A 23,913-nucleotide genomic window follows, 5' to 3' on the forward strand; every position below is an offset into this window, starting at 1 on the left:
ATTTTGATAGTTTTTTATATAATAATAATGTCAAATTTTTGCTTTGCAGAAGTTTTAGTTGATAATGATATGGTAAAAGGGATAGATTACTATTCAAAAAAGAGTTACTTAGACTCTGTATACCATTTTAATTTAGTTATAGCAAAGAATAATAAACTATTAAATGAGGCTTACTATTGGAAGGCAAAAGCACTGTATGAGTTAAACCTCTATGATCAGTCTAAAAGTACCCTAGAACTTTTTTTTAGAAAAGCTACAATTCAAACTTCATATTATGAAGACTCTAGGTTTTTATATTGTAAAATTTTCTACAAATTAAAAAAGTATGATGATGCTTTACTACTGTTTAATCAGTTTACTAGAAATAAATCATTTAATTTTTATGCTAATGCAGCTATATTTTGGATTGGAGAGACATATTTACAACTCTCTAACTTAAAATTAGCTAAAAAGTCCTTTGAACAGTACCTAAAAATATATCCTGATAATAAGATTGCTCTAAATAGGATTACTAATATAGATAATATTTTATCTATTATGGAAAAGAAGAATTCATCAGATAAAATCACAACTCTAGATAAGGCTTCATGGTTATCTGAATATGTCTCTATTGAGCAGAAAGAGGCAACTAATTCAGATAAAAAGTACATATCAAATTTTTTAGATAGCTTTGAAAATAAGGATGAGTTTTTCGATTGGTTATCAAAATACTACTTAGTAGATAAAAAAAATGAAAAAAGTAGTGATAAAGAGAATATAATTAAAGTAGAAGATAAGTCTGATAAGCCTATGGAGAGTAGTGAATTAGATTATATAGAAAAGGCTCTATTAGATGAACTAGAAATGAAAGTTTTAGAAGAGTTAGGAGTTTCAAATTGAAAAGTAAAATATTTTTACTATACTTACTTATAACTATATCACTATTTTCTGAGTCAAATATTCTAGAAAATTCCAGTTTTGGAATTAAAGAGAGTAGGGATGGGTACATTGATTTATATTTAAAAGGTAAAAGTAGTGAGATTACTACAGTTTTAGACTCTGTAAACTACCTTAACTCCAGGATTTATATAAAAGACAGCGATAAACGATTTTATTTAAGGGATAAATCAAAGTTCGCCATTACCGTAAGTGAAAATCAGTTTGAAATAAAATGGAGATCTGACTCTGCTGATGTTATTGAGATATATAAAATTAACAATCTTGGGTTTGACTACTCTATAGAGTTAATAAATAGAACAGATGTAAATAGAAATTTTGGAATTTATTTAATGTACGATACTTATTTTGGGGAAGATAGTCATGAGCATTTTATTGTTAATGATGATAAAATTGTTAAATATGAGAAAACATATAATAACTTAGAGGTTCCTTTCTCTATTAAGTCTAAAAATGAAAGAGAACAGTTTATTGAGTTTAGATTAACAGATAAAGGATTCACTAAACCAGATAGTGTAATTCTTGGAAATTGGGATCGTTTAGCCTTTAGTAAAAAGTGGCCATATATTCCTAAGGCCGGAGGATTATTCTCCTATGGTTATTACTCGATAAATGACTCTGGGATAGGTTTGGTATTTAATGGACAGTATATAGAGCCTAATGAATCAGTTGTCTTTAAATTTGGGATAAATCTTGTATCAAATAAAATAGTTAATAAAGAAAAAACTACAATTGTTAAAGAAAAGAAATGGATAACCCTAGAGAGAGAGAACGATCTACAGGCAGATGATAAAGTCGTAGAAGATAATGTAGTAGAAGATAATATAGTAGAAGATAATATAGTAGAAGATAATATAGTAGAAGATAATATAGTAGAAGATAATATAGTAGAAGATAATATAGTAGAAGATAATATAGTAGAAGATAATATAGTAGAAGATAATATAGTAGAAGATAATATAGTAGAAGATAATATAGTAGAAGATAATATAGTAGAAGATAATATAGTAGAAGATAATATAGTAGAAGATAATATAGTAGAAGATAATATAGTAGAAGATAATATAGTAGAAGACAATATAGTAGAAGACAATATAGTAGAAGATAATATAGTAGAAGATAATATAGTAGAAGACAATATAGTAGAAAATAAAAAAATAAAAACTGATAAGGAAGAACTTCTTTTAATGCTGGAATATATTCAGAAGAAAAAAAGAGGTGAGGATGTATCAGGATATAATTTTAATGAAGATGACATCTTAGAGAAGCTGAAAGAGAGAAATGAGTAAGAAGCCAAAAGAGATAAAGTTAGGACAGTTATATTTAAATAGAGGAGAGTATTCAAGGGTTATACGTCTATTAGAACCTAAAGTACCTCTTTTCTTGGAAAATAAGGATTTCTACCCAATTTTAGGTAAAGCCTTTTTTTATACTGGAGATTATGCTGGATCGAAATTGTATTTTGATAGAGGACAGAAAATCCATTGGGATATTGAGAGTTCCCTCTATTTAGCTGTTTTAGGGCTAAAAAGAAGGGATTTTAATAGTGCTATTAGAATTTGGTTAGATATTCTAGATGAAGACCCAAGTAATAAAATTGCACAAAAAGGTTTAACAACTCTTAAAAAATACTCTACTATGGATGATCTAGAGAGCTTTATACACTCAAAAAAGCTAGATAAATTAGTTCCAAGAAAATTATTGCTACCAACTAGAGGTACAATTGTTTCATTAATAATAGTCAGTGTATTAGTTTTATTCTCAGTTCTGTTTGTAAAACTAGATTTAGCAGAACACTTTATAAATCTTAATATTTCAAAAAATAATTTAAATGAAGATCGTGTAGGAGTTATGGATTTTAGTCTAGAGAGCTTAGATAAGAACTATTTAGACTTTGAAAAACAATCCATTTATACTTTTAGTAGTGCACAAATAGAAGAGTACTTTAAAACAGCATCACTACTGTTTAAGCAAGAGAAGGATAATTTAGTTCTTAGTTACTTGAATCTTATAAAGTATTCAAATGCAAATGAAACAATAAAGAAAAAGGCTGAACTTTTAAGTGGTTATTTAGTTGAACCTGAATGGACTAGTTATTCTGATGAAATAGAGTATTTTGATGTAGCAAACAATATATATCAGTATGAAGGTTGTATTGTAAAGTGGAAAGGCAGATTATCAAATCTAGAAATTAAAGATAAAAAAATACACTTTTCATTTCTTGTAGGTTATGAGAACGGTAAAGTTCTAGATGGTGTAATTCCTGTAGAGTTAAATGAAAATGTTAAGATTCAAGAGAATCAACCTATTGAAGTATTAGGAAAAGTTGTTCTTAGAAACAACACTTTTTACCTTGAAGCAAAAACTGTAATGCAGTACATAGTTAAAAATTAAATGAGAGCAGTTATACAGAGAGTCAGAGACGCTAGTGTTAGGGTCGATAGTGAAATACAGGGTCAAATTGATGTTGGTTTATTAGTCTATGTTGGTTTTGATGTGGATGATGATGATAAAGATTTAGATTGGATGATTAAAAAGATTCCAAACTTAAGGGTTTTTAATGACATTGATGATGTTATGAATCTCTCTTCAATGGATTTAGGTCATGATATTCTTGTTATTTCACAATTCACTCTTCTTGCTAACTGTAAAAAGGGAAGAAGACCATCCTATGAGCGAGCAGCTAAACCTAATGAGGCAAGGTTAATGTATGAAAATTTTATTTCTAAGCTTAGCCAAACTGGTTTAAATATTCAAAGTGGAGTTTTTCAAGCTGATATGAAAGTTCAGTATCTCAATGATGGCCCGGTAACAATAATTTTAGATAGTAAAGAAAAATAAATTCTACTTAACATTTTTTTAGTAGTATGATACTTTGAATTAATACTAATTTTAAGTGTATTATATTATTAGAGGTGTATATGGCTATTGATGATAAAAAAGAAGATAAACTAAAAGCTTTAGAGGCTGCAAAGTTACAGATAGATAAACAGTATGGTAAGGGCTCTTTAATGCGTATGGGAGAGGCTGAAAAACTTAAAGTTGAAGTTATTCCTTCTGGTTCTATACTACTTGACGAGGCTATCGGTGTTGGTGGATACCCAAAGGGCCGGATTATTGAGATTTATGGGCCTGAATCATCTGGTAAGACTACACTGGCTCTTCATGCAATTGCGGAGTGCCAAAAGATGGGTGGAATTGCTGCATTTGTTGATGCAGAGCACGCTATGGATCCTGCTTATGCAAGAAATTTAGGTGTTAATGTAGATGACCTTTGGATATCTCAACCTGATACAGGTGAGCAAGCTTTGGAAATTACTGAGTCTTTAGTAAGATCAGGAGCTGTGGATATAATCGTAGTTGACTCTGTCGCTGCTTTAACTCCCCAAGCTGAAATTGATGGGGATATGGGTGACTCCCACATGGGACTACAAGCTAGACTTATGAGTCAAGCCTTACGTAAATTAACAGGAGTTATATCTAAGTCTGGATGTAGCCTAATTTTTATCAACCAGATAAGAATGAAGATTGGGGTTATGTTTGGGAATCCAGAGACTACAACTGGTGGTAATGCATTAAAGTTTTACTCCTCTTTAAGAATGGAAGTTCGGAAAATAGAGACTATGTCCAAAGGGCAAGAAGATGCTACAGGAAATAGAGTTAGGGTTAAGATTGTTAAAAATAAAGTAGCTCCTCCTTTTAGAAAGGTCGAATTAGAAATAATTTTTGGTAAGGGTATATCAGCTACAGCTAGTCTATTAGATGGGGCTCTTAAATTTGATTTTATACAAAAAAGTGGTGCTTGGTACTCATATAAAGATGCTAAAATTGGTCAAGGTAGAGAAAATGTTAAGATTTATCTTGATGAAAACCCAGAGATCTTTAATGAACTTGATATTTTAGTTCGAAAGAAAATATTTGGTGAAGTTACACCTATTGAAACTGATAAAAAAACAACAAAAGCTGCCGCTAAGCAGCCTGCTAACAAATAAAAATAGCCCCTTTGTGGGCTATTTAAACTTTTTCTCCTAACTCTTCCCATCTAGTATACTTATCTGTTAACTCCTTTTTTAGGTTTGAGTATATTTTACTGTTTTCTGATATAACATCGGGATTAGTTTCTTTGGTAAAACTCGATTCTAAATCTGAAATTTTATTTTCAATTATCTCTATCTGATTTTCAAGCTGGTCAAACTCTTTTTGTTCTTTAAAGGTTAAGCCTTTTTTATCCTGCCTATTTATCTCTTTAACACCTTTATTTTTATTCTTTTTTATCTCTTTTTTTTGCTCTGCCTTATATTCGGAATAGTCTGAATAGTTACCTGAAAAACCCTTGATATTACCATCACCATCAAAAATAAAAAGAAAATCAACAACCTTATCTAAAAAGTATCTATCATGGGATACAATAATTAAACAACCTGAATAATCTGTTAAAAAGTCCTCTAATAGTGTTAATGTTTGTATATCAAAATCGTTTGTTGGCTCATCTAGAATTAAAAAGTTTGGATTAGTAAGTAATATACTTATAAGATATAGCCGCTTTTTCTCACCTCCTGATATCTCAGAAATAAGAACATGGAACAGTGATTTTGGGAATAGGAAAAGTTCTAAAAATTGAGTTGGTGTTAAACTTCTACCATCATCTAGGGTTATTACACTAGCAATACTTTTTAAGAAGTTCATTACTGTTAAATCATTAGGTAGTTCCCGCCCCATTTGATCAAAGTATCCTATATGTGTATTTATACCCTTATCCACTGTACCACTATCAGTAGGTAAAGTTTGTGTTAATAAGTTTAAAAAAGTACTTTTACCAGAGCCGTTATCTCCTACGATACCAATCTTCTCTCCACGTTTAAATGTATAAAAAAATGGCTTTATTATTTTTTTGTTATCAAATGATTTAGAGATATTCTTTAATTCAAGAATTTTCTTTCCAAGTCTTCTATCGGTTATAGAAAAATCTGAAGAGGAGACTTCTAAGCTTTTGACTTGATCCATCATATCATAGGCTCTGTTTATTCTTCCTCTATCCTTACTAGTTCGAGCTTTAGGACCTCTCGCTAACCACTCAGTCTCTCTACGAAGTATATTGGATAATCTATTTTGTGATTTTTCTTCAGACTCCCTTCGCTCCTGTTTTTTCTGAATATAATATGAATAATTACCATTGTAAGAATAGATACTTTTATCATCTATTTCAATTATTCTATTGGTTATATTATCAAGGAAATATCTATCATGGGTAACTAATATTAGAGCCTTTTTACTTTTTACTAAGTAGTTTTGTAACCATGTTATTGTATCTATATCTAAATGGTTTGTAGGTTCATCTAGTAGTAGTAAATTATAGTCCTGTATTAGAGCGTGGGCTAGGGCTGTTTTTTTTAGCATACCCCCTGAGAGCTCACTCATCCTTAGGTTTTCATTATCTATTCCTAACTCACCTAGAATACTTTTTATTTTTGATTCAATCTCCCAGGCATCTAACTCTTCCATTTTTAAAGAGAGGGTGGCAAATCGATCTTCTTCATCATTACCCTTACTCATTGAGTCTAAGCAGTTATGATACTCTTTTATACACTCCATGATCGATCCTTCCGAATCTAAAATGTGTTCAAGTATTGTATGGTTTTTATTAAAAACTATTTTTTGTCGTAGATAGCTAATTTTAAGGTCATTATTTTTAGCAATATTTCCAGTATAATCCCTCTTTAAACCAGTCAATACTCTTAAAAGTGTAGATTTTCCACATCCATTAACTCCAACTAGTGCTAGTTTATCACCAGAATCTACGCCAAATGATACATTGTTTATTAATTCTTTATCACTTTCTATAAGGGATAATTTATCTATAGATATTAAATTCATAACTGACTTTAACATAACAACATAAATAACAATAGATAGGTGAATTAAATTCGCTTTTTTTTTGCTATTTTTTATAGATAAATATAGTGAAAGTGTACTAGAATACAGTTGATCGGAGGGGTTTATGAATCAAGATAAAGTAAAGGAAATATTATTAGAATTAGATAGTAGTGTTGAAGATTTTAGTGTTGTTTTTACTGGGAAAGAGAGTACTAAAGTTGATGGATTATATAATCGAGAGACTTGTGAAATACTAATCCATAATAGAAATTTTAAAGATGATAACGCTCTAATATATACTGCAATACATGAATTTGCACACCATATACAGTTTACAAAAATTGACCCAGATAGAAGTAGTAGAGCTCATACAGTCTCTTTTTGGAATACATTTCATAGTTTATTAGATGTTGCAGAAGAGAAGAAATACTATATTAATATTTTCAATTCTGATGATAAATTTTTAAATCTTACTAAGGAGATTAAAGAGAATTATTTAACACAGAATGGACAACTTATGAAGGACTTTGGTAAACTTTTAGTTGAAGCGTACGATCTATGTCAAAGAAATCATGCAGAGTTTGAAGATTATGTTGATAGAGCTCTATGTATGAATCGTTCTGCTGCAAAAAATATTATGAAAGTTTATGCAATGGATGTTGAACCTTCCCTTGGTTTTGATAACATGAAAATTGTTGCAGGTGTGAAGGATAATAATCAGAGAAAAAAAGCAGAAGAGTCATTTAAACAGGGTTTAAGTCCTAATGAAGTTAGAGCTGAAATTAATGAAAGTAAGCCTGAACCAAAGATCACAATTAAGAAGTTAGAGTCTGAAAAGGTTAGGTTAGAAAAATCTATTCATGCCCTTCAAGTAAAATTAGCAGATTTAGAGATGAAAATAGATGAATATGAAGGATAAGGTAACTATAGTTGGAATAACAGGTGGTTCTGGTTCTGGTAAGACTACTATTGTAAAAAAGATTGAAGAGATAGTATCAGAATTTGTATTTATTCCCCAAGATAATTATTATAAAACTGCTACTTATGTGAATAATAATAACATTACATCATTTAATTTTGACCATCCGGATGCTTTTGATAGTGATCTTTTACTAGAACAGTTACAATATTTGAAGGATGGAAAGAGTATAGAGATGCCAGAGTATGATTTTGTTAATCACTCTAGGGTGGAGAAGAGAAAATCTGTTAATAGTCAAACGGTTGTAATTATTGAAGGTATTATGCTTTTTTGGGATAAACGTATTAGAGATCTATTAGACCTTAAAATTTTTGTTGATACTCCAGATGATATTAGGTTTATTAGACGTCTAACTAGAGATGTTAAGGAGAGGGGTAGAACTTTAGACTCTGTAGTCACCCAGTATCTTGATATAGTTAGACCTGGGTACTATGAGTTTATTGAACCAACTAAATCCTATGCTGATATAATAATTCCTGAGGGAGGGTTTAATCAAAATGCTCTTCAGGTATTAGTCTCCTATCTTAAGGATTTATCTTAACTACCAACTACGTGGGTATCTATTTGTTTTTCTATCTAGTGCCCACTGATAGATCTCTCCATACTTATTAGCTGAGATCTCCCAGGAGAAGTCTTCCTCCATGGCTCTTTGTTGCATATCAAGTATATCTGCCTTTTTATTATACCAGACCCAGGTAGCCCACGCTACTGTGTCGTATATTGCTCTTGGTGTTAGATCATCAAATATAAAACCTGTACCAGTACCAGTTCTATTTTCATAACATTTAACACTATCTGCTAGACCACCTGTATTTCTAACAATTGGTAGAGTTCCATATTTTAATGAGTATATTTGATTAAGACCGCAGGGTTCATACTTACTTGGCATTAGGAAAAAATCGGCACCAGCTTCTAGGAGATGGCTTAGTTCATTATTAAATGTATTTATAAAGACTAGATTATCTAACTTTTCATCTAATATCCTTAATTCATCCTCACACCAGGACTCTCCAGTTCCTAAAATAACTATCTGAATATTTAGTTCGTGACATATATTAAATAGACTTCCATAGCCTGGTCCACATAGGGCTCCTATCCCTTTTTGATCTACTAATCTAGTTATAATTGTAAATAGTGGAATTGAGCTACTTACTTCTAGGCCTACCATTTTTTGGATATTTTTTTTAATAATACTCTTATTTTCTAGATCATTTTTTGAGTAGTTCAAGGGTGAAATATGTCTATCTAGTTCTGGATTCCATAACTCATAATCACAACCATTTAAGATTCCAAAAAGATCTGATTCTCTTCTCTTTAGTAGATCATGCAGGTTGTGTCCATACTCAGGGGTTAGTATCTCCTTAGAGTAAGTAGGACTTACAGTTGTTAAAACATCAGCCTTGGCAACTCCTGTTCTTAGGAAATTAAATATCCCATCATTGTGGCTATTTCTTGAGATATCCAAATTAGTAAAGTTAATATCTCCAAAGGAGAACCAACCTTGATAACCTAGGTTGTGGATGGTTAATACAGAGGCTGTTGAGTAAAAATCAGGATCAATGTCACTATTGTATAATAGTGCCGGAATAAGAGCAGATTGCCAATCGTGGGAGTGCATGATATTAGGGATCCAGTTAATAAATTTACAAAAGGTAAATGCAGCTTTGCATAAAACAGAAAATCTTCTAGAGTTATCTGGATACTCCTCTGTTGGGGAAGGTCCGTATAATCCATCTCGGCCATATAGCTCTTCATGGTCAATAAAGTAGATTGGTACATCTGTATTAGGTAGTGATGATTTATAAACTTTTACCCACTCCTCACCATAATCCATATTAATACACATTGGTTCTTCGATTGCATCTAACTTATTAATATCAATGGAATAATACCTTGGAAGTATAATTTTAACATCGTATCCATTAGAGTATAGTGCAGCAGAGAGAGATGATACAACATCTGCTAGACCTCCACTTTTTGCAAAAGGGTATGCTTCGCTAGCTATCATTAGTATTTTGAGTCTTTCCATTATTCATTCCTTAATAAATATAATTTTAAGGATCAGAATGATATATGTCAAACAAATTAAATTAGTTGTAATAATAATTTATTTTGTAATCTACTGGATCTATAAATCCAAGCTTTTTATATAAGTGAAGAGCAACACTATTGCTGCTTTTAACAAAAAGAGCAGATGTTAACCCTTTCTTTTCCTCTTCATTGATCATATATTTTAATAAGTTTGTAGAGTATCCCAGGTTTCTTCTACTTTTCCATGTAAAGACACCACCTATTAGAGTGTATTTTTTACTCTTATAAGTAGTTCCACACTTACTTATGGCAATGTTATTCTCATAAATATAGTACACATCATCAGTTTGTAATTTTTTTTTAAAATTTAGCATTGTGGCTTTTTTATTTAGCTCTTTAGGATTAAGTAGTACTTCCTCTTTTTGGTACTCAATCTCAAGGGGTAATAATCTATTTAAATCCCTAGGTGAAGCTTTTAATATATTGTGGGTATTATCTATTATAAGTTTAATATTATTGTCTCTGTGTAGCAGAATGTAGTTATTAATGCCCCTTATTCTCTTAAAGATTATTGAGTCTAAATAATCAACATCATCTTTTAATCCAATAATCCCGTGGGTATTGAATTTAATAGAGGCTAAAATTCTAATCAACTCATTTTTAGATGATATTTTTTCTTGGCTTGTCATCCTAATTATAGGATATAAAAGACCCTTAGCTGTTATGACAATCAGACTGGTAATGACCCCATTATCCCTATAAATAATAGTTAAAACACTACCTCTTAATGGTTGTTTATAATTTCCTTCAGATAGGTATTCTGACAAAGCTTGAATGTTCTTCCATTCATATACTTGTAGGAATTTAATAATATCTATAAGATCATTTTTGTCTGAAATTGTCCAAGGCACTAATTATTCCATCTCTTTAAAATTTAAGGGAAATGTTCCATTAGCAGGTGTAAATCCCTTTAAAGCGGAAAATGCACCACGCATTGACTCTTCTCCCTGGCCATAGGCTGCAATAAAAGTATCTACCCATGGTAGCTCATCAAGATATACAGGAGTTAAAAATGAGAGAACAATTAATTTCCCCTTATACTCTTTTAAGGTTTCTAATACCCTTAGATTTGTTTTACTAGTAAGGCAGAAGATAACAGTATCAAAGTAGTTTGCAGTATCTTTTACATTTTTAAATGTCTCAGGATCAATGATCCAAGTTCTTTTCGCTTCAGGATAGAACTCTTTTCCTATTGTCATAAATCTATTGTAGTTACTAATAAGCAGTACTGAATCGCTGTTATCTGCATTTATATATGGAAAGTTTTTATCCTTAACAACAGTTATACTCCTAGCTGCTTGGCTCTGTATAAATTCATCAGTTCCATCAAAGGGAATATTTTTTATATCTGATACTTGTGGGTTTAGTGTTACGCTACCTTCTCCCTTTAAATACTCTAGTTTTAATCTTAAAACCTTAGTTGCCGCATCTATTACTCTATTTTTTAGTTCTTGGTCACTTTTCATATCCTTTAGTAGACCATCCCAAATTTGTTGGTGAAATCTTGCTGTCTTTGAAACTAATAAAATATCGTTTCCTGCTAAAAGTGCTAACTTACACTCGTCGGCAAATGTTAATCCATCAACCCTTGCTCCATGCATAAAAAGGTCATCTGTAATTGCAACACCTTTAAAACCCATCTCTTCTTTTAGTAGATCTGTAACAAACTCCTTTGATAGGGAGGCTGCTTCAATGGTTTTTGTTATGTTTGGGAATCCTAGGTGACCCATCATAACAGCAGGGACACTCTCTTTAAATAAAAGTTGATAAGGGATTAAATCATTTTTATATAGGTCATCTAAGGTGCTTTTTATAATAGGAAGAGTTCCGTGGGAGTCTTTATCAGTATTTCCGTGTCCAGGAAAGTGTTTTGCTGTTGTAATAACCCTTGTTTTATCTAAACCTTTAAAAAATGCGACAGATAGGTTTGCTGCAAGTACTGGGTCACTTGAAAATGATCTAGGCCCAATTACATCAGCATTTTTATTTTGATATATGTCTACAGTTGGAGCGAAATTCATATTAATACCAATTGTTTTTAGTTCATTCCCAATTAATACTCCAGTATTATAGCTGTCAATTAAATTCCCTGTTGCACCAAGACTTAAGTTCCCTGGGGTAGTTGATAGGTTACCCCTTATATGTTGAACCCATCCACCCTCTTGGTCTGTGGCAATAAGTAGGGGGATTTTGAATCTCTTATTTTTAGCTTCCTCTTGTAAACGTGATATTGTTCTAACCATGTTATAAAGACTAGTTGCATTCCAACCAAATATTTTTATTGAGCCAAGAGATTTTGTTTTAACCCAATATAAGTTTTCTGCAGAGACCCTATCTCCTTCATAACTAAACATTAGGACTTGGCCTAAAAGTTCTTCATCACTCATCTGTGAGATAATTAAGTCACTTAACTCTTTATTTGGTAGTTCAGAGTAAAAATCTACCTCTTGTGAGTATATATTTTGTGCAAAAATACTAATTAATATTGTTATAATTATATGCTTTTTTAACATTTACCAACCTTATACGTTTAAAATCAGTTAAATATAACATATTTTCAAAAAATATTAATAGTTTGTTTTTTTATTAATCTATTTTTTTTTAAGGCCGATGATGAAAAAAGGAGAATATGTATGAATTCAGACAATTTTATAGATTTAAAAGAGAACATGGAAAACCAAGTTACTGTTTTTGAGAGGGTCATTCATGTAAATGATTTTTTTAAACAATCTATCCTTGATAGAGACTGGGGTGCTATAAATAAAAATATTGATCTATTAAATGAGTTAGCCTTTGAAGTAAACAGATTAGATGTGGAGAGAGTGGATATCTTAATATCCATAACAAAAGTTATTAATTCTAAAGAGAGTGAAAACTTATTAACTCTTATCCATAAATCTCCTAAAGAAATGCATGAATCACTTTTTGAAACTTTTTACAAATTAAAAAACGCTATTATACAGGTTAAAGGTGTATTTAAAGGTCTAGATAACTATGTACAACATAGAAAAGAAGTTTCAAAAGAAGTTATAGATATTCTAGTTAAAGACGCAAAGGGGAATGTTTACTCTAAACCTGGTAGAAGGGATTTAGATGGACAGGGCTTTTTAGTTAATAAGCAGCTATAGGAGGCGTTATGGGATCTACATTTGCAGGAATAGAATTAGGAAAAAGAAGTTTAAATGCCAATACAACAGCTTTAACAACCATAGGGCACAACCTAAGTAACGCTGGAACAGAGGGTTATAGCAGACAGCGTGTTAAATTAGGAACTGTTAACCCCTTAACTGATCCAGGACTAATGAGACCAGAAAGAGCTGGTCAAATAGGTCAGGGGGTTGAGATTACTTCAATTGAAAGGATAAAAGATAACCTTTTAGAAAACCGACTAATTTCTAGTGCTGATGAGGTAGGTTTTTGGAAGGCAAAAGACACATATTTATATATGACAGAGAAGGTCTATAATGAAGTAGGTGACTCTTCTATTAGGTCCCAATTAGATGGTTTTTGGGAGTCTTGGCAGGAACTATCAATTAATCCTGAACTTTTAGCATCAAAACAAGTTGTTGTTAAAAGGGGTGAAACTCTTTTAGACTCGATAAATACTAGATTTTCTGGACTTCAAGAGATTCAAACAATGATAAATGATGATGTTAAAGTTACAGTTGGACAGGTCAATGGCCTATTAAATAATATTAAAGATTTAAATGAGCAGATAGTTAAGATTGAAGCTATGGGGGATAATCCAAACGACCTTTTAGATAAGAGAGATCTACTTGTTAAAGAGTTATCTCAAAATATTGAAATCACTGTTGATAATAGGGATCCAAATGAGTTTAGCGTACATACAAAGGGGATGCATCTTATTCAGGGGGGTATTGTTTCTGGTTTAAGAGCAGAGCCTAATCAATTGAATCAAGGTTTTGATGATATTGTATGGGACTACAATGGAGAGAAGGTTTATCCTAAAAGTGGAAAATTAGCTGGTCTAATAGAACTTAGGGATGTTGACCTAAGGGATGAGATAAATCAACTAGATACTATGACTATCAACTTTGTTGATATGGTTAATGAGGTTCATAGAGAGTCACTTAACCCTCTTGGAGAGACAGGAGTTGATTTTTTTACTGAGAACTACTTTATAAATAATATTTCAGGTAATTATGACAGAAATGGTGATGGTGAGTATGATTCATCTTTTATCTTTAGATTAAGAGGTGGGAATAAACTTGAACCTAAGGAACAGTCTGGTTTAAATGGAGTTATTACACTGCCTAGCGCCAATGGTACAGTAGATGTTACATATAATCCAAATGATACAGTTGATGATATTATTACTAGAATAAATAATTCTGGAGCTGATATTTCAGCATCATTAAACAGGAATGGCCAACTTACATTTAAGGCTACACCTAGTAGTAATCAGGAAAATCCTGATTTTGTTATTAGAAGTTTAGAGGACTCTGGTGAGTTTTTAGTAGGTTATGCTGGCCTTCTACAACAGTCTGGTCCTGATGGAGCCTATAACTGGGAACAAGCCGATTCTGTTTTACAACTTGCAGCAGGTGACTCAGACTTCTCTGTTGCTCCATTAAATAACCCATCTGGGTGGGTAACCATTAACTCTAGAATTAAAGCTGATCCAAGTGTTATAGCTTCTGGATTTGGTAATAATAGAGATGATGTAAATGCTGGAGATGGTAGGGCTGCTTCTGCAATTGCAGCCTTAAGAAATAATGATGTAATGATAGGGAAATATAAGAGTTTTGATGATTATTTTGCATCTACCACAGCTGAGATTGCCCTAAAGGGTGAACAAGCTGGAATTTCAGTTGAGTCCCATGAACTTATTATGAATGACTTAATATCCCTTCAGCAATCAGTTAGTGGCGTAAATATGGATGAAGAGATGTCCGAGATGATTAAGTTTCAACATGGGTATAACGCTGCGGCAAAATTTATTGCTCAAATGGATGAGATGATGGATACAATAATTAATAGAATGGGAGTATAATAGATGAGAAGAATAAGTACTAACATGCCTAACCAAGATTTTAGATATAGCTTAAGTGTAAGAAATGATAAATTAAATAGTGTTAAAAATGGCATATCAGGTCAAAGTAAGATAACAGATTTAAGAAATGACCCTATAGCTGCCGCCCACTCTACAAGGTTAACTTCAAATATTAGGCACATAGATAGGTATGAAAGAAATATCGCTCATACCCAGGAGAAATACGCAATTGCAGAGGGGTATATGTCTAGTGGTATCGACGTTATGCAGAGATTAAAAGAGTTAAATGTTCAGGCTTCCCAAGGTACATATAATAAGGAAGATTTAAAAATTATGGCCTCTGAAGTTGACCAACTTCTAGGAGAATTAATAACCATTGCAAATGGAAGGGATTCCGATGGTAGTACTATCTTTTCTGGGGAGAGAAGTGATGTAGAACCCTTTGAAGTTTTAATGGGCCATGTAGAGGGTAAGTCCGGTGTATCCATTACAGAAGTAAATTATACAGGAACACTGTCAAATAATATTGTAGAGATTTCTGAAAACTCATATGTTAAGGAAAATTTTCCAGGGAATGAGGTTTTTTGGGCTGAAAATCAAACAGTATACTCATCTGTAGACTCATCAACTTATATTGCAACAGAGGACTCTAATCTATCAATAAACGGTGTTGATATTGGTATAACTAGTGGAGATAATGTACACACTATTATAGATAAAATTAACAAGTCAGATGTAGCTGTTAGAGCCTCATTAGACCCTGTATATAACTCTTTAGTTTTAAATACAACATCTCCTCATCAATTAATGATCGAAGATAGTGGGAACTCTATGGAGAGTCTAGGTATCTTAGCTCCAAATAATTTAGCACCACCTAATAATTATAATAACTCTGCCAGGGTATCTGGTGGGTCACTTTTTGATGCAGTTATTAGCCTAAGGGATAATATGTTAAAAGGTGATGTAGACTCTATTGGGTCAAAAAACCTAGGTCAAATGGAGTTAGCATTTAATAACCTTACAGCTAAGCAGGCTGAACTAGGTTCATTAGATGAGAGACTAAATTTACGAAGTGATTCCCTTGCTTATACAAAGGAGAGTAATAGTAACTTTAACTCTCTACTAACTGATATTGATATGTCTGAGGCCATTATTGAGATGAATATGTTAGAGTACGCACAAAAGGCTAGCTACCAGTTAGCAGGGAAGATGTTTAAAACTTCTTTAATGGATTATATTAGATAGAGGATAAAATGATAATTGATAGTAAAGCTTATGGTAAAATTTCCGTAGATGATAAACAAATATTTTATTTTGAAGATGGCCTATTGGGTTTTGAAAGTATTAAAAAATTTGCTTTAATAGACGCCTCACAGCCTCCATTTATGTGGCTGCAATCTGTTGATGTAACTCACCTAGCGTTTATAGTTCTAGATCCAAAAATCTTTAGAGATGACTATGATCCTGGATTAGAAAAAGAGGATTTAGAAAAAATAAATATTTTTGAGGAAAATAGCGATGTTAAACTTGTTTTATCTATAATCACAATTCCTGAAAATCAAAATGATATGACAGCTAATCTACAGGGGCCAGTTGTTCTTAATAAAGAGTCTTTATTAGGTAAACAGTTTATTTCAAATAATGATAAGTGGGGAACTAGACACCATGTTATGGATGAATTAGCTGGAAAGAGAGCTGCTACATGCTGATCCTTGCTAGAAAAAAAGATGAGTCCATAATTATAAATGATAATATCTCTATTTCAGTAATAGAGATTAAAGGTGAGAGTGTTAAAATTGGAATTGAAGCCCCAAATAGTGTTAAGATTTACAGGAAAGAGGTCTATGATGCTATTCAAAACGAAAACAAAGCGGCTCTTAATTCCAATGTAACAAAACTTCCAACTAATCTCTTTAATAAAGATTAGGTTGCCGAGTAACTTTTAACCCTTTTATAGACTATATATCCTGATACTATTATTAGAAAACCACCTAACATGGATAATATATCAGGTATCTCCTTCCACAGTACTAGGCCGATTATTATAGCAAAAATGATCCCTGTATAAGTATAGATTGATACCTCTGATGCAGGTGCGTATTTGTAAGCATGGGTTAATCCAAATTGACCAAATGATGCAAATACTCCTGTTAAAAGTAGAATCATAATTTCAAAATTTGTAGGTAGTATAAAATTCGAGATCATTAGTGGGATAGATAGGACTAGGGAGAGTAGGGAGAAGTAAAAAATAATTATACTTGGATTTTCTCTGTTTTTTAGAAATCTGACTAAAGTATATGCTCCTCCTGCGGTGATTGAAGATAGAAAGCCTGACAGTGCAGGGAGTTTAGAAAAGTTAAACTCTGGTTTAATTACCAAAATTGATCCTACTAGGGCTATTATTGTTGAAAATACCTGGGTTTTTGTTAGTTTTTCTTTTAGAAACAAAAGGGCAAAAAGTGAAACCCAAATTGGTGATATCCTATTTAATATCTGTGAATCTGCAAGTTTTAAATTAGTTATTGCATAAAAGTTCAAAACTACTCCAAGAAAACCTAGGGATGCTCTAGAGAAAAGAAATATTTGATTCTCTTTTTTACCAATAAAATCTTCTAATTTTTTAGGTCTAGTCTTAAGTATTATAAATAAGGCTACAAAAAGACTGACTAGGTTTCTAAAAAACACTTTTTCGAATACTGGGATTGTTTGTATATATTTAATTGTGACACTCATTAAGGCGAAGCTTAGAGTTGATAATAATATATAAATTAAAGCCTTTGATTTATCATTCATTTAAGTATAATAATTATTATATAGTTTAAATTAAAGATAAAATGGAGAAAAAAATGAATTATGTAGAGTTAATAGGTTACCTTGCATCAATATTAGTTGCTATATCACTTACTATGAGTAAGATATTAAGGCTTAGAATTATAAATCTTATTGGGGCAGCTACATTTTCGGTTTACGGCTTTTTATTAGGAGCTTATCCTATATTTTTTGTAAACTCTTTTATAGTATGCATTAATATTTACTACCTGATTAAAATGTTTAGAAATAGGGATGTCTTTGATATATTAAATGCAAAGAGTAATAGAGAGTATTTAAATAGATTTTACGAACATTACCAAAAGGATATAAAACACTATTTTCCTAACTTTGTTGAAGAGGATTTAGATAAGTATAAGTCGATTTTCATTCTTAGAAATATGAGGCCGGTGAACTTAGTTGTATTTAATGAGCAATCCGATGGAATAGTAGAGATCTTACTAGACTACACTATTCTAGAGTATAGGGACTTTTTAAATGGTGAATATCTATTTTCCCTATTTAAAAAAAATGAAACAAATGAGAATCAGTTAGTTACTAAATCTAATTCTAAGGAGCATATAAAGTATCTTAAGAAATTAGGATTTGTAAAAAATGACGGTGGTTTATACGTGAAAAAGATTTAACTTGACCATATTCAACTAAGACTCTAATATATTTTGGAGTTTTTTTATGAATATAAATAATGTTTATTTCCCTACTTGGGAGAAAGATTTAGATTGGGGGGGTAATTCTGGTGAGTCTACGTTAGCAAGAATTCCCTCTTACATAACCCATGTAACCCTCTCTTTTCTAAGACCTGACTTAGAGGGTTTCGATTTAAATAAAGATATGAATAGGCTGTTTTATGATGGAAATATACCTCTTTATAAACTTAAGGATGAGATATTTTATTGTAAAAAAAATGGTGGAAATAGTAGGGTTGTTTTAGCATCTGTAGGTGGTGAGATAGCCGGAAACTTTGATAAAGTAAATTATTGTAATTTAGTAGATTCTATTATTGGCTTAGGCTTAGATGGAATAGATATAGATTATGAACCTAATGGTGTTATGACTCAAACAGAGGATGAGGTAAATAGATATTGTACAATTATATCTTCCCTTCGATATGAGTTTGATAAAAGAAGTAAAATAACCGGAAAAAAATACCTTATATCCTGTGCACCAACTGGAGTTGGTCTATTTTCTAAAGATAAATTTGAAAAAAATAGTAATAAGTATTTAGATGTAATATCCAGATTAAAAGGTATAGTACCTATAGATGAGCAAGGGGAAGAGCTTAAAATAGGAGTATTAGGGGATGATAATATCCTAAAGCAGCCCAATTATTTTGTAGGGAGTTTAGCTAGTGTCTTTAACTTTGATTCTGCAGGTAAAATGTTAGATGTATTTTTAATGGTTAATAAGGGTAACTCTTTAAATGATTATCAATTTATAGGGCAGATGGTAGATATTGTTTTTTATCAAGCATATAATATTGGAAGTGGGAATATCCTATCAAGAATTATGTGCTATGAAGAGCATAGAGAGTTATCTGACTATTTTAATAGTGTGAAAGATGGTTCCGGGTTTATTATTGGTCATGGATCACATGTTGGGAAAGAAGCTTGGCCTCATTTTAGTTTTACTAAAAAAAGAATGGGGTATATATATACATACATAAATAAGTTTGGGCGTAATGGAGATGGTGCTAGTTTTTGGAGTTATTTCTCCTCGGTAGAAGATAGCTCTGATTATCTTCCAAATTATGGTATGGGATATAAAAAAAACTATGAACTTTTTAAACATGTAAGTAGTCTATTAGACATAGAAGGTGTTACAGATTGAAAATAAAAAATATACGACAGAATAAAAAGTTTTTTATATTATTAAGAATTAAAATTAACCTATTTTTTCACTATTTACCCCATGTTTTTAAAAAGAGACTCTCTTTTAAACACTTTGTTTTAGTGATAAAGAGAATAAATGTCCTTTTAAAAAGTATAAAGGGTAATAAGTTTTACAAAATTGGTAAAAAACTAAGTATTGATAATAATATTCCTTTTTATGGTAGCGAACTTTTTTATAAGTATATGGATAGGTTTTTAAATTTTGAGTCAAAACTATCCTGTTCTTCGGTTCTTCTATCCATTACAAAGGATTGCTCCTTTAATTGTAAACACTGCTATCAGAAACATGATAATGGAGAAGATCTTGATATTAGCTTATTAGAAGAGACTATTCCTGAACTTATTAACCATGGTGTTACTACATTTAGAATAGAGGGAGGAGATCCCTTTATTAAATTTGATAGATTGTATTCTCTGTGTAAAAAAATAGGACACAATGGTGAGGTTATTATAAATAGTAGTGGAGACGGTGTAACACTTGATAGATTAAAAAAGATAAAGTCTTGTTGCAATTTAAAAAGTGTAACTTTTTCTATTAACTCTCCAATTGTTGATGATGTTAACTTTTTTATGGGTCAGGATTATGCTTGGAATACTATAAAACACGGACTTAAATTGGCTAATCTAGCCTCAGTTCCATCATCATTAAACTGTTGTTTACATAGTGGTCACTATGAGAATGGTAATTTTGAATATCTAATGGAGATTGCAAAGGAATTAGCGGTTTCTCATGTAATGCTTATTCACCCAAAAGCTGCAGGAGCATGGTTGCAAGGACAGTTCCCTGAGTTTAATAAGGATGAGATAAACAGTGTTAAAATCCTAGTAAAAAAGTTTAATAAAAATCGTAAATATTATAAATATCCCGCAATTACTGCCCAGGTTATCGAAGAGGATGAGGAGCACTTTGGGTGTGCTGGAGGCGGATCTGAAAGATTTTATATTAATGCAAAAGGGGATGTTCAGCCCTGTGAATTTTTAAATATCAGTTTTGGGAATATTAATAATGAAAAATTTACTGATATCTTTGAAAGAATGAGAAAAGAGTTTAAAACTCCAGGAACATCTTGGCTGTGTGAGATTTACTCTGAAAAGGTTTTTAGTTTTTTCCAAAAAGATTATAACTTACCTTTAGATCTAGAGACATCAAAATTATTATATGAAAAATGGAGTAGGGGAGATGCAACACCTCTCTATTATAAAATTGAAAATGAATTAGTTATAAAATAATGGAATCGAAAATATTATGAGTATTAAATTTAATAGATTAATTAGATTAACAGGGGAAGAGTCATTTTCAAAAATTCAGAATACAAAGGTTATAATTTTTGGAATTGGAGGGGTTGGAAGTTGGTGTGCTGAATCCTTAATAAGAAGTGGTATAACAAAGTTAACAATAGTTGATTCAGATATTGTCTGTATTACTAATATAAATAGACAACTTCAAGCAACTATGAATAGCTTAGGTGATGTTAAGGTAGAATCCTTACGGGATAGGCTTCTCTCTATAAATCCTGATGCGGAGATTACTATAGTAGAAAAATTCTACAATAGTGATACAAGGGAAGAGTTTAATCTTAATAGTTATGACTATGTTATAGATGCTATAGACTCATTAAGTTCAAAGGTAGAACTAATAGACCATGCTCTAAAATCTAATACAACTCTTTTTTCATCCTTTGGTGCAGCATCAAAAATTGATCCAACAAGGGTTCAAGTTAAAGATATTTGGAAAACATACGGCTGTCCATTAGGTCGTTTAGTTCGTTCTAGGCTAAAAAAAGAGGAATTAAAAAAAAGTTTTTATGTGTTTTTAGTGATGAAGTACTTCCTACACATGATGTAAATAGTATAACAAAACTAGATTGTGACTGTCCTAAAGTTGATAGTTGCGGGGAAATGAACCTGGAGTTTAGTTCAAAAAAGCAGATAAATGGATCGATAACCCATATTACAGGGCTGTTTGGATTTAATTTAGCCGGTTTAGTTATTAAAGATATTATGAAATAAAGAAGGTCCACTTTCGTGGACCTAATAGTTTTTAGTTTTTAAAGTTCATATTTAATCTAAGATTACAGTTTAAATAATAGGTCTTCGTAAGAAGGGAATGGCCATAACTCTTTATCAGTTATAGTCTCAAGCTTATCTCCAAATGCTCTAACATCAGCCATAGCTTTAATTACTTCAGTTGAGTAGAATTTTGCTTGTTCTAATAGGTTATCTTCAAGGGTTAGAGCTTTAGCTTTTACTTCATTTAAAACTTTAACAGTTTTTAAAATTCCTGATAAACCATCACTTAACTCTCCTATTAAACTCTCTTGACCTGTTGTGTCTGCTTTTGGTAAAACTGCTTTAATATCAATTACAGAGTTTGTAAGATTTGAAACATACTCTGTAACAGCAGGAACAATATGTTTAATAGCCATTTCTGATGTAAGATTAGCCTCAATATTAAGCTGCTGTGAGTAAGCTTCTGAGTAGATAGCAACACGTGCTTCTAACTCAGCTTTTGTAAATACTTTGTGCTTAGTAAATAGTTCAACTGAGTAATCTTTTGCCAATTCAGGTAGCGAATCAACTGTAGTTTTTAAGTTTGCTAAACCTCTTTTTTCAGCTTCTGGTATCCATTCAGCACCATATCCATTTCCATCAAAAATTATTCTGTTATGGTTATTGTAACAATCTTTAACTATTGCTGTAACTTCAGCATTAACATCACTAGCCTTTTCTAATCTAGTAGTATATTTTGTTAATATTTCTGCAACACTTGTATTTAATACAACATTAGGACCAGCAATTGATTGATTAGAACCAACCATTCTAAACTCAAACTTGTTAATAGTAAATGCAAATGGTGATGTTCTATTTCTATCTGTAGCATCCTTAGGAAGAGCAGGAAGAGCATTAACACCCATTTCAAACTTCTCTCCAGCTTTATTTTCGATAACTTCACCCTTAGCTATTTTCTCTAAAATAGTTGTAAGTTCCTTACCTAGATAAATAGATATAACAGCAGGAGGAGCTTCGTGTCCACCTAATCTATGGTCGTTTCCAGCTGAAGCAGCACTCATTCTTAAAAGTGGAGCATAAGTATCTACAGCTTCAATTATTGCAGCTAAGAAAAGTAGGAACTGTGTATTCTCTTGAGGGTTAGTTCCTGGAGATAAAAGATTAACACCTGTATCTGTAGCTAATGACCAGTTATTGTGTTTACCTGAACCATTTACACCTGCAAATGGTTTTTCATGCATTAAAGCAACCATACCATGTCTAGATGCTATTCTCTTCATAGCTTCCATTGTTAATTGGTTTCTGTCTGTTGCAACATTTGCACTGTCATATATTGGGGCTAACTCAAACTGGTTAGGGGCAACTTCGTTATGTTGTGTTTTTGCACTAATTCCAAGTCTCCATAACTCATGGTTTAGATCCCTCATAAAGTCAGCAACTCTATCTTTAATTACACCAAAGTAGTGATCGCTCATCTCTTGACCTTTAGAAGGAAGACCTCCAAATACAGTTCGTCCAGCTAATAATAGGTCAGGCCTTTTTTCAAAATACTCTTTATCTACTAAAAAGTACTCTTGCTCTGGACCTACTGACGCTGTAACTTTTTTAACATCTGTACCTAGAAGCTTTAATATTTTTACAGAAGCCTTACTAACAGCTTCCATAGATTTTAGAAGAGGTACTTTTTTATCTAATGCTTCACCTGTATATGAAAAGAATGCTGTTGGAATACATAGAGTTAAACCAGTTTTATCCTCTTTTAAGAATGCTGGTGATGAAACATCCCAAGCTGTATAACCCCTTGCTTCATATGTATCTCTTAAACCTCCATTAGGAAATGAAGATGCATCTGGCTCACCTTTTATTAACTCTTTCCCGGAGAATTCCATCATAATAGAGCCATCTTCATCTGGATCTATAAATGAATCATGCTTTTCTGCAGTATATCCTGTTAAAGGTTGGAACCAGTGAGTAAAGTGAGTAGCACCTTTAGAAATAGCCCAATCTTTCATTGCTGTTGCAACAACATCAGCAGTCTCTTTGCTTAGTTCTATCTCACCATTTTGAACCTTAACCATCTCTTTATAGATTGTCTTTGGTAATTTCTCTTTCATTACGATTTCACTAAAACAGTTAGAACCGTAAATCTCTTCTACGTTTAAAAAGTTACTCATATATTTCTCCCAAAAAATTTTTTTGATTTAATATTCTATTATTTTGTTACTTTTAATATGCATAGTCCATGCCAATTATTAAAAAAAACAAGTTTAAAATAATAAAAAACTTTAACT

At 31.7% G+C, this 23,913-nt stretch carries 22 protein-coding genes; 16 read left to right on the forward strand and 6 right to left on the reverse strand.

The window, feature by feature from the left end; genetic code table 11:
- Positions 1–27: 27 nt before the first annotated feature.
- The 5 genes from EW093_RS14215 (at position 28) to recA (ending at position 4,928) form a co-directional block, all read left to right on the forward strand.
- On the forward strand, positions 28–879 hold the full coding sequence (locus tag EW093_RS14215; RefSeq protein WP_187759723.1) for a tetratricopeptide repeat protein: 852 nt from the start codon (positions 28–30) through the stop codon (positions 877–879).
- Positions 876–2,225, forward strand: a complete 1,350-nt coding sequence (locus tag EW093_RS14220) for a right-handed parallel beta-helix repeat-containing protein (protein ID WP_149569041.1) — start codon at positions 876–878, stop codon at positions 2,223–2,225. The genes EW093_RS14215 and EW093_RS14220 overlap by 4 nt, the downstream gene beginning before the upstream one ends.
- Positions 2,218–3,330, forward strand: coding sequence for a tetratricopeptide repeat protein (locus tag EW093_RS14225; protein ID WP_149569042.1), 1,113 nt, complete (start codon positions 2,218–2,220; stop codon positions 3,328–3,330). Before EW093_RS14220 ends, EW093_RS14225 begins: the two co-directional genes overlap by 8 nt.
- Positions 3,331–3,777, forward strand: coding sequence for a D-aminoacyl-tRNA deacylase (gene dtd / locus EW093_RS14230; RefSeq protein WP_149569043.1), 447 nt, complete (start codon positions 3,331–3,333; stop codon positions 3,775–3,777). It abuts the gene before it with no gap.
- Between the two features lie 80 nt (positions 3,778–3,857).
- A complete protein-coding gene (gene recA / locus EW093_RS14235; RefSeq protein WP_149569044.1) occupies positions 3,858–4,928 on the forward strand; it encodes a recombinase RecA in 1,071 nt (356 codons plus the stop codon).
- A gap of 22 nt (positions 4,929–4,950) precedes the next feature.
- Here the strand turns inward: recA and EW093_RS14240 are convergent, their stop codons facing one another.
- The gene (locus EW093_RS14240; RefSeq protein ID WP_149569045.1) at positions 4,951–6,825 is read right to left on the reverse strand and encodes an ABC-F family ATP-binding cassette domain-containing protein; all 1,875 of its coding nucleotides are present in this window, start codon (positions 6,823–6,825) and stop codon (positions 4,951–4,953) included.
- A 109-nt stretch (positions 6,826–6,934) separates the two neighbouring features.
- Between EW093_RS14240 and EW093_RS14245 the strand changes: the two genes are divergently transcribed.
- Positions 6,935–7,729: a hypothetical protein gene (locus EW093_RS14245; protein WP_149569046.1), complete on the forward strand. Its 795-nt coding sequence runs from the start codon at positions 6,935–6,937 to the stop codon at positions 7,727–7,729.
- Positions 7,719–8,330 (forward strand): uridine kinase, encoded by a 612-nt coding sequence (gene udk, locus EW093_RS14250; RefSeq protein WP_149569047.1) that lies wholly within the window; start codon positions 7,719–7,721, stop codon positions 8,328–8,330. The genes EW093_RS14245 and udk overlap by 11 nt, the downstream gene beginning before the upstream one ends.
- Here udk and EW093_RS14255 read toward each other — a convergent pair whose 3' ends face one another.
- The 3 genes from EW093_RS14255 to EW093_RS14265 all read right to left on the reverse strand — a co-directional run bounded on the left by EW093_RS14255 (position 8,331) and on the right by EW093_RS14265 (position 12,393).
- Entirely contained in the window at positions 8,331–9,818 is a 1,488-nt protein-coding gene (locus EW093_RS14255) for a glycogen synthase (RefSeq protein WP_149569048.1), read from the reverse strand.
- A 61-nt stretch (positions 9,819–9,879) separates the two neighbouring features.
- Positions 9,880–10,731 (reverse strand): GNAT family N-acetyltransferase, encoded by an 852-nt coding sequence (locus tag EW093_RS14260; protein ID WP_149569049.1) that lies wholly within the window; start codon positions 10,729–10,731, stop codon positions 9,880–9,882.
- A gap of 3 nt (positions 10,732–10,734) precedes the next feature.
- A complete protein-coding gene (locus EW093_RS14265) occupies positions 10,735–12,393 on the reverse strand; it encodes a glycoside hydrolase family 3 protein (RefSeq protein ID WP_149569050.1) in 1,659 nt (552 codons plus the stop codon).
- Between the two features lie 120 nt (positions 12,394–12,513).
- Between EW093_RS14265 and EW093_RS14270 the strand changes: the two genes are divergently transcribed.
- From EW093_RS14270 to csrA, 5 genes are read left to right on the forward strand one after another with little or no spacing between them, the layout of a single operon-like run.
- On the forward strand, positions 12,514–13,008 hold the full coding sequence (locus tag EW093_RS14270; RefSeq protein ID WP_149569051.1) for a hypothetical protein: 495 nt from the start codon (positions 12,514–12,516) through the stop codon (positions 13,006–13,008).
- Positions 13,009–13,016: 8 nt separating this feature from the next.
- Positions 13,017–14,894, forward strand: coding sequence for a flagellar hook-associated protein FlgK (flgK, locus tag EW093_RS14275; protein WP_149569052.1), 1,878 nt, complete (start codon positions 13,017–13,019; stop codon positions 14,892–14,894).
- A 3-nt stretch (positions 14,895–14,897) separates the two neighbouring features.
- Positions 14,898–16,139, forward strand: a complete 1,242-nt coding sequence (locus tag EW093_RS14280; protein WP_149569053.1) for a flagellar hook-associated protein 3 — start codon at positions 14,898–14,900, stop codon at positions 16,137–16,139.
- 8 nt (positions 16,140–16,147) lie between these two features.
- Positions 16,148–16,603: a flagellar assembly protein FliW gene (fliW, locus tag EW093_RS14285; protein ID WP_149569054.1), complete on the forward strand. Its 456-nt coding sequence runs from the start codon at positions 16,148–16,150 to the stop codon at positions 16,601–16,603.
- Complete coding sequence (csrA, locus tag EW093_RS14290; protein ID WP_149569055.1) at positions 16,597–16,821, forward strand: carbon storage regulator CsrA; 225 nt, start codon at positions 16,597–16,599, stop codon at positions 16,819–16,821. Before fliW ends, csrA begins: the two co-directional genes overlap by 7 nt.
- On the opposite strand, the gene EW093_RS14295 is transcribed toward csrA, so the two are convergent.
- Positions 16,818–17,687 carry a DMT family transporter gene (locus tag EW093_RS14295; protein WP_149569056.1) on the reverse strand — a complete coding sequence of 290 codons (870 nt, stop codon included), beginning with the start codon at positions 17,685–17,687 and terminating at the stop codon, positions 16,818–16,820. The two genes, csrA and EW093_RS14295, sit on opposite strands and share 4 nt — an antisense overlap.
- A 53-nt stretch (positions 17,688–17,740) precedes the next feature.
- Here EW093_RS14295 and EW093_RS14300 point away from each other — a divergent pair, with 53 nt between their 5' ends.
- Genes EW093_RS14300 through EW093_RS14315 form a run of 4 tightly spaced genes read left to right on the forward strand, consistent with a single transcriptional unit; the run spans position 17,741 to position 21,458 of the window.
- On the forward strand, positions 17,741–18,349 hold the full coding sequence (locus EW093_RS14300) for a YgjV family protein (RefSeq protein WP_187759724.1): 609 nt from the start codon (positions 17,741–17,743) through the stop codon (positions 18,347–18,349).
- Positions 18,350–18,395: 46 nt separating this feature from the next.
- A complete protein-coding gene (locus EW093_RS14305; RefSeq protein WP_149569058.1) occupies positions 18,396–19,550 on the forward strand; it encodes a glycosyl hydrolase family 18 protein in 1,155 nt (384 codons plus the stop codon).
- On the forward strand, positions 19,547–20,842 hold the full coding sequence (locus tag EW093_RS14310) for a radical SAM/SPASM domain-containing protein (RefSeq protein WP_149569059.1): 1,296 nt from the start codon (positions 19,547–19,549) through the stop codon (positions 20,840–20,842). Before EW093_RS14305 ends, EW093_RS14310 begins: the two co-directional genes overlap by 4 nt.
- Positions 20,843–20,858: 16 nt before the next feature.
- Positions 20,859–21,458 (forward strand): tRNA threonylcarbamoyladenosine dehydratase, encoded by a 600-nt coding sequence (locus tag EW093_RS14315; protein WP_223111612.1) that lies wholly within the window; start codon positions 20,859–20,861, stop codon positions 21,456–21,458.
- 226 nt (positions 21,459–21,684) lie between these two features.
- Here the strand turns inward: EW093_RS14315 and EW093_RS14320 are convergent, their stop codons facing one another.
- Positions 21,685–23,796 carry a glutamine synthetase III family protein gene (locus tag EW093_RS14320; protein ID WP_149569060.1) on the reverse strand — a complete coding sequence of 704 codons (2,112 nt, stop codon included), beginning with the start codon at positions 23,794–23,796 and terminating at the stop codon, positions 21,685–21,687.
- Positions 23,797–23,913: the final 117 nt, after the last annotated feature.

This window comes from Thiospirochaeta perfilievii (assembly GCF_008329945.1).
Lineage (GTDB): Bacteria > Spirochaetota > Spirochaetia > DSM-2461 > DSM-2461 > Thiospirochaeta > Thiospirochaeta perfilievii.

What these genes read in the sequence shown, in the direction of transcription:
- EW093_RS14215 (WP_187759723.1), top strand. Translation starts at nt 28, where the DNA reads ATGTCAAATTTTTGCTTTGCAGAAGTTTTAGTTGATAATGATATGGTA.
- EW093_RS14225 (WP_149569042.1), top strand. Translation starts at nt 2,218, where the DNA reads ATGAGTAAGAAGCCAAAAGAGATAAAGTTAGGACAGTTATATTTAAAT.
- dtd (WP_149569043.1), top strand. Translation starts at nt 3,331, where the DNA reads ATGAGAGCAGTTATACAGAGAGTCAGAGACGCTAGTGTTAGGGTCGAT.
- recA (WP_149569044.1), top strand. Translation starts at nt 3,858, where the DNA reads ATGGCTATTGATGATAAAAAAGAAGATAAACTAAAAGCTTTAGAGGCT.
- EW093_RS14240 (WP_149569045.1), bottom strand. Translation starts at nt 6,825, where the DNA reads ATGTTAAAGTCAGTTATGAATTTAATATCTATAGATAAATTATCCCTT.
- EW093_RS14245 (WP_149569046.1), top strand. Translation starts at nt 6,935, where the DNA reads ATGAATCAAGATAAAGTAAAGGAAATATTATTAGAATTAGATAGTAGT.
- udk (WP_149569047.1), top strand. Translation starts at nt 7,719, where the DNA reads ATGAAGGATAAGGTAACTATAGTTGGAATAACAGGTGGTTCTGGTTCT.
- EW093_RS14255 (WP_149569048.1), bottom strand. Translation starts at nt 9,818, where the DNA reads ATGGAAAGACTCAAAATACTAATGATAGCTAGCGAAGCATACCCTTTT.
- EW093_RS14265 (WP_149569050.1), bottom strand. Translation starts at nt 12,393, where the DNA reads ATGTTAAAAAAGCATATAATTATAACAATATTAATTAGTATTTTTGCA.
- EW093_RS14270 (WP_149569051.1), top strand. Translation starts at nt 12,514, where the DNA reads ATGAATTCAGACAATTTTATAGATTTAAAAGAGAACATGGAAAACCAA.
- flgK (WP_149569052.1), top strand. Translation starts at nt 13,017, where the DNA reads ATGGGATCTACATTTGCAGGAATAGAATTAGGAAAAAGAAGTTTAAAT.
- EW093_RS14280 (WP_149569053.1), top strand. Translation starts at nt 14,898, where the DNA reads ATGAGAAGAATAAGTACTAACATGCCTAACCAAGATTTTAGATATAGC.
- fliW (WP_149569054.1), top strand. Translation starts at nt 16,148, where the DNA reads ATGATAATTGATAGTAAAGCTTATGGTAAAATTTCCGTAGATGATAAA.
- csrA (WP_149569055.1), top strand. Translation starts at nt 16,597, where the DNA reads ATGCTGATCCTTGCTAGAAAAAAAGATGAGTCCATAATTATAAATGAT.
- EW093_RS14295 (WP_149569056.1), bottom strand. Translation starts at nt 17,687, where the DNA reads ATGAATGATAAATCAAAGGCTTTAATTTATATATTATTATCAACTCTA.
- EW093_RS14300 (WP_187759724.1), top strand. Translation starts at nt 17,741, where the DNA reads ATGAATTATGTAGAGTTAATAGGTTACCTTGCATCAATATTAGTTGCT.
- EW093_RS14305 (WP_149569058.1), top strand. Translation starts at nt 18,396, where the DNA reads ATGAATATAAATAATGTTTATTTCCCTACTTGGGAGAAAGATTTAGAT.
- EW093_RS14315 (WP_223111612.1), top strand. Translation starts at nt 20,859, where the DNA reads ATGAGTATTAAATTTAATAGATTAATTAGATTAACAGGGGAAGAGTCA.
- EW093_RS14320 (WP_149569060.1), bottom strand. Translation starts at nt 23,796, where the DNA reads ATGAGTAACTTTTTAAACGTAGAAGAGATTTACGGTTCTAACTGTTTT.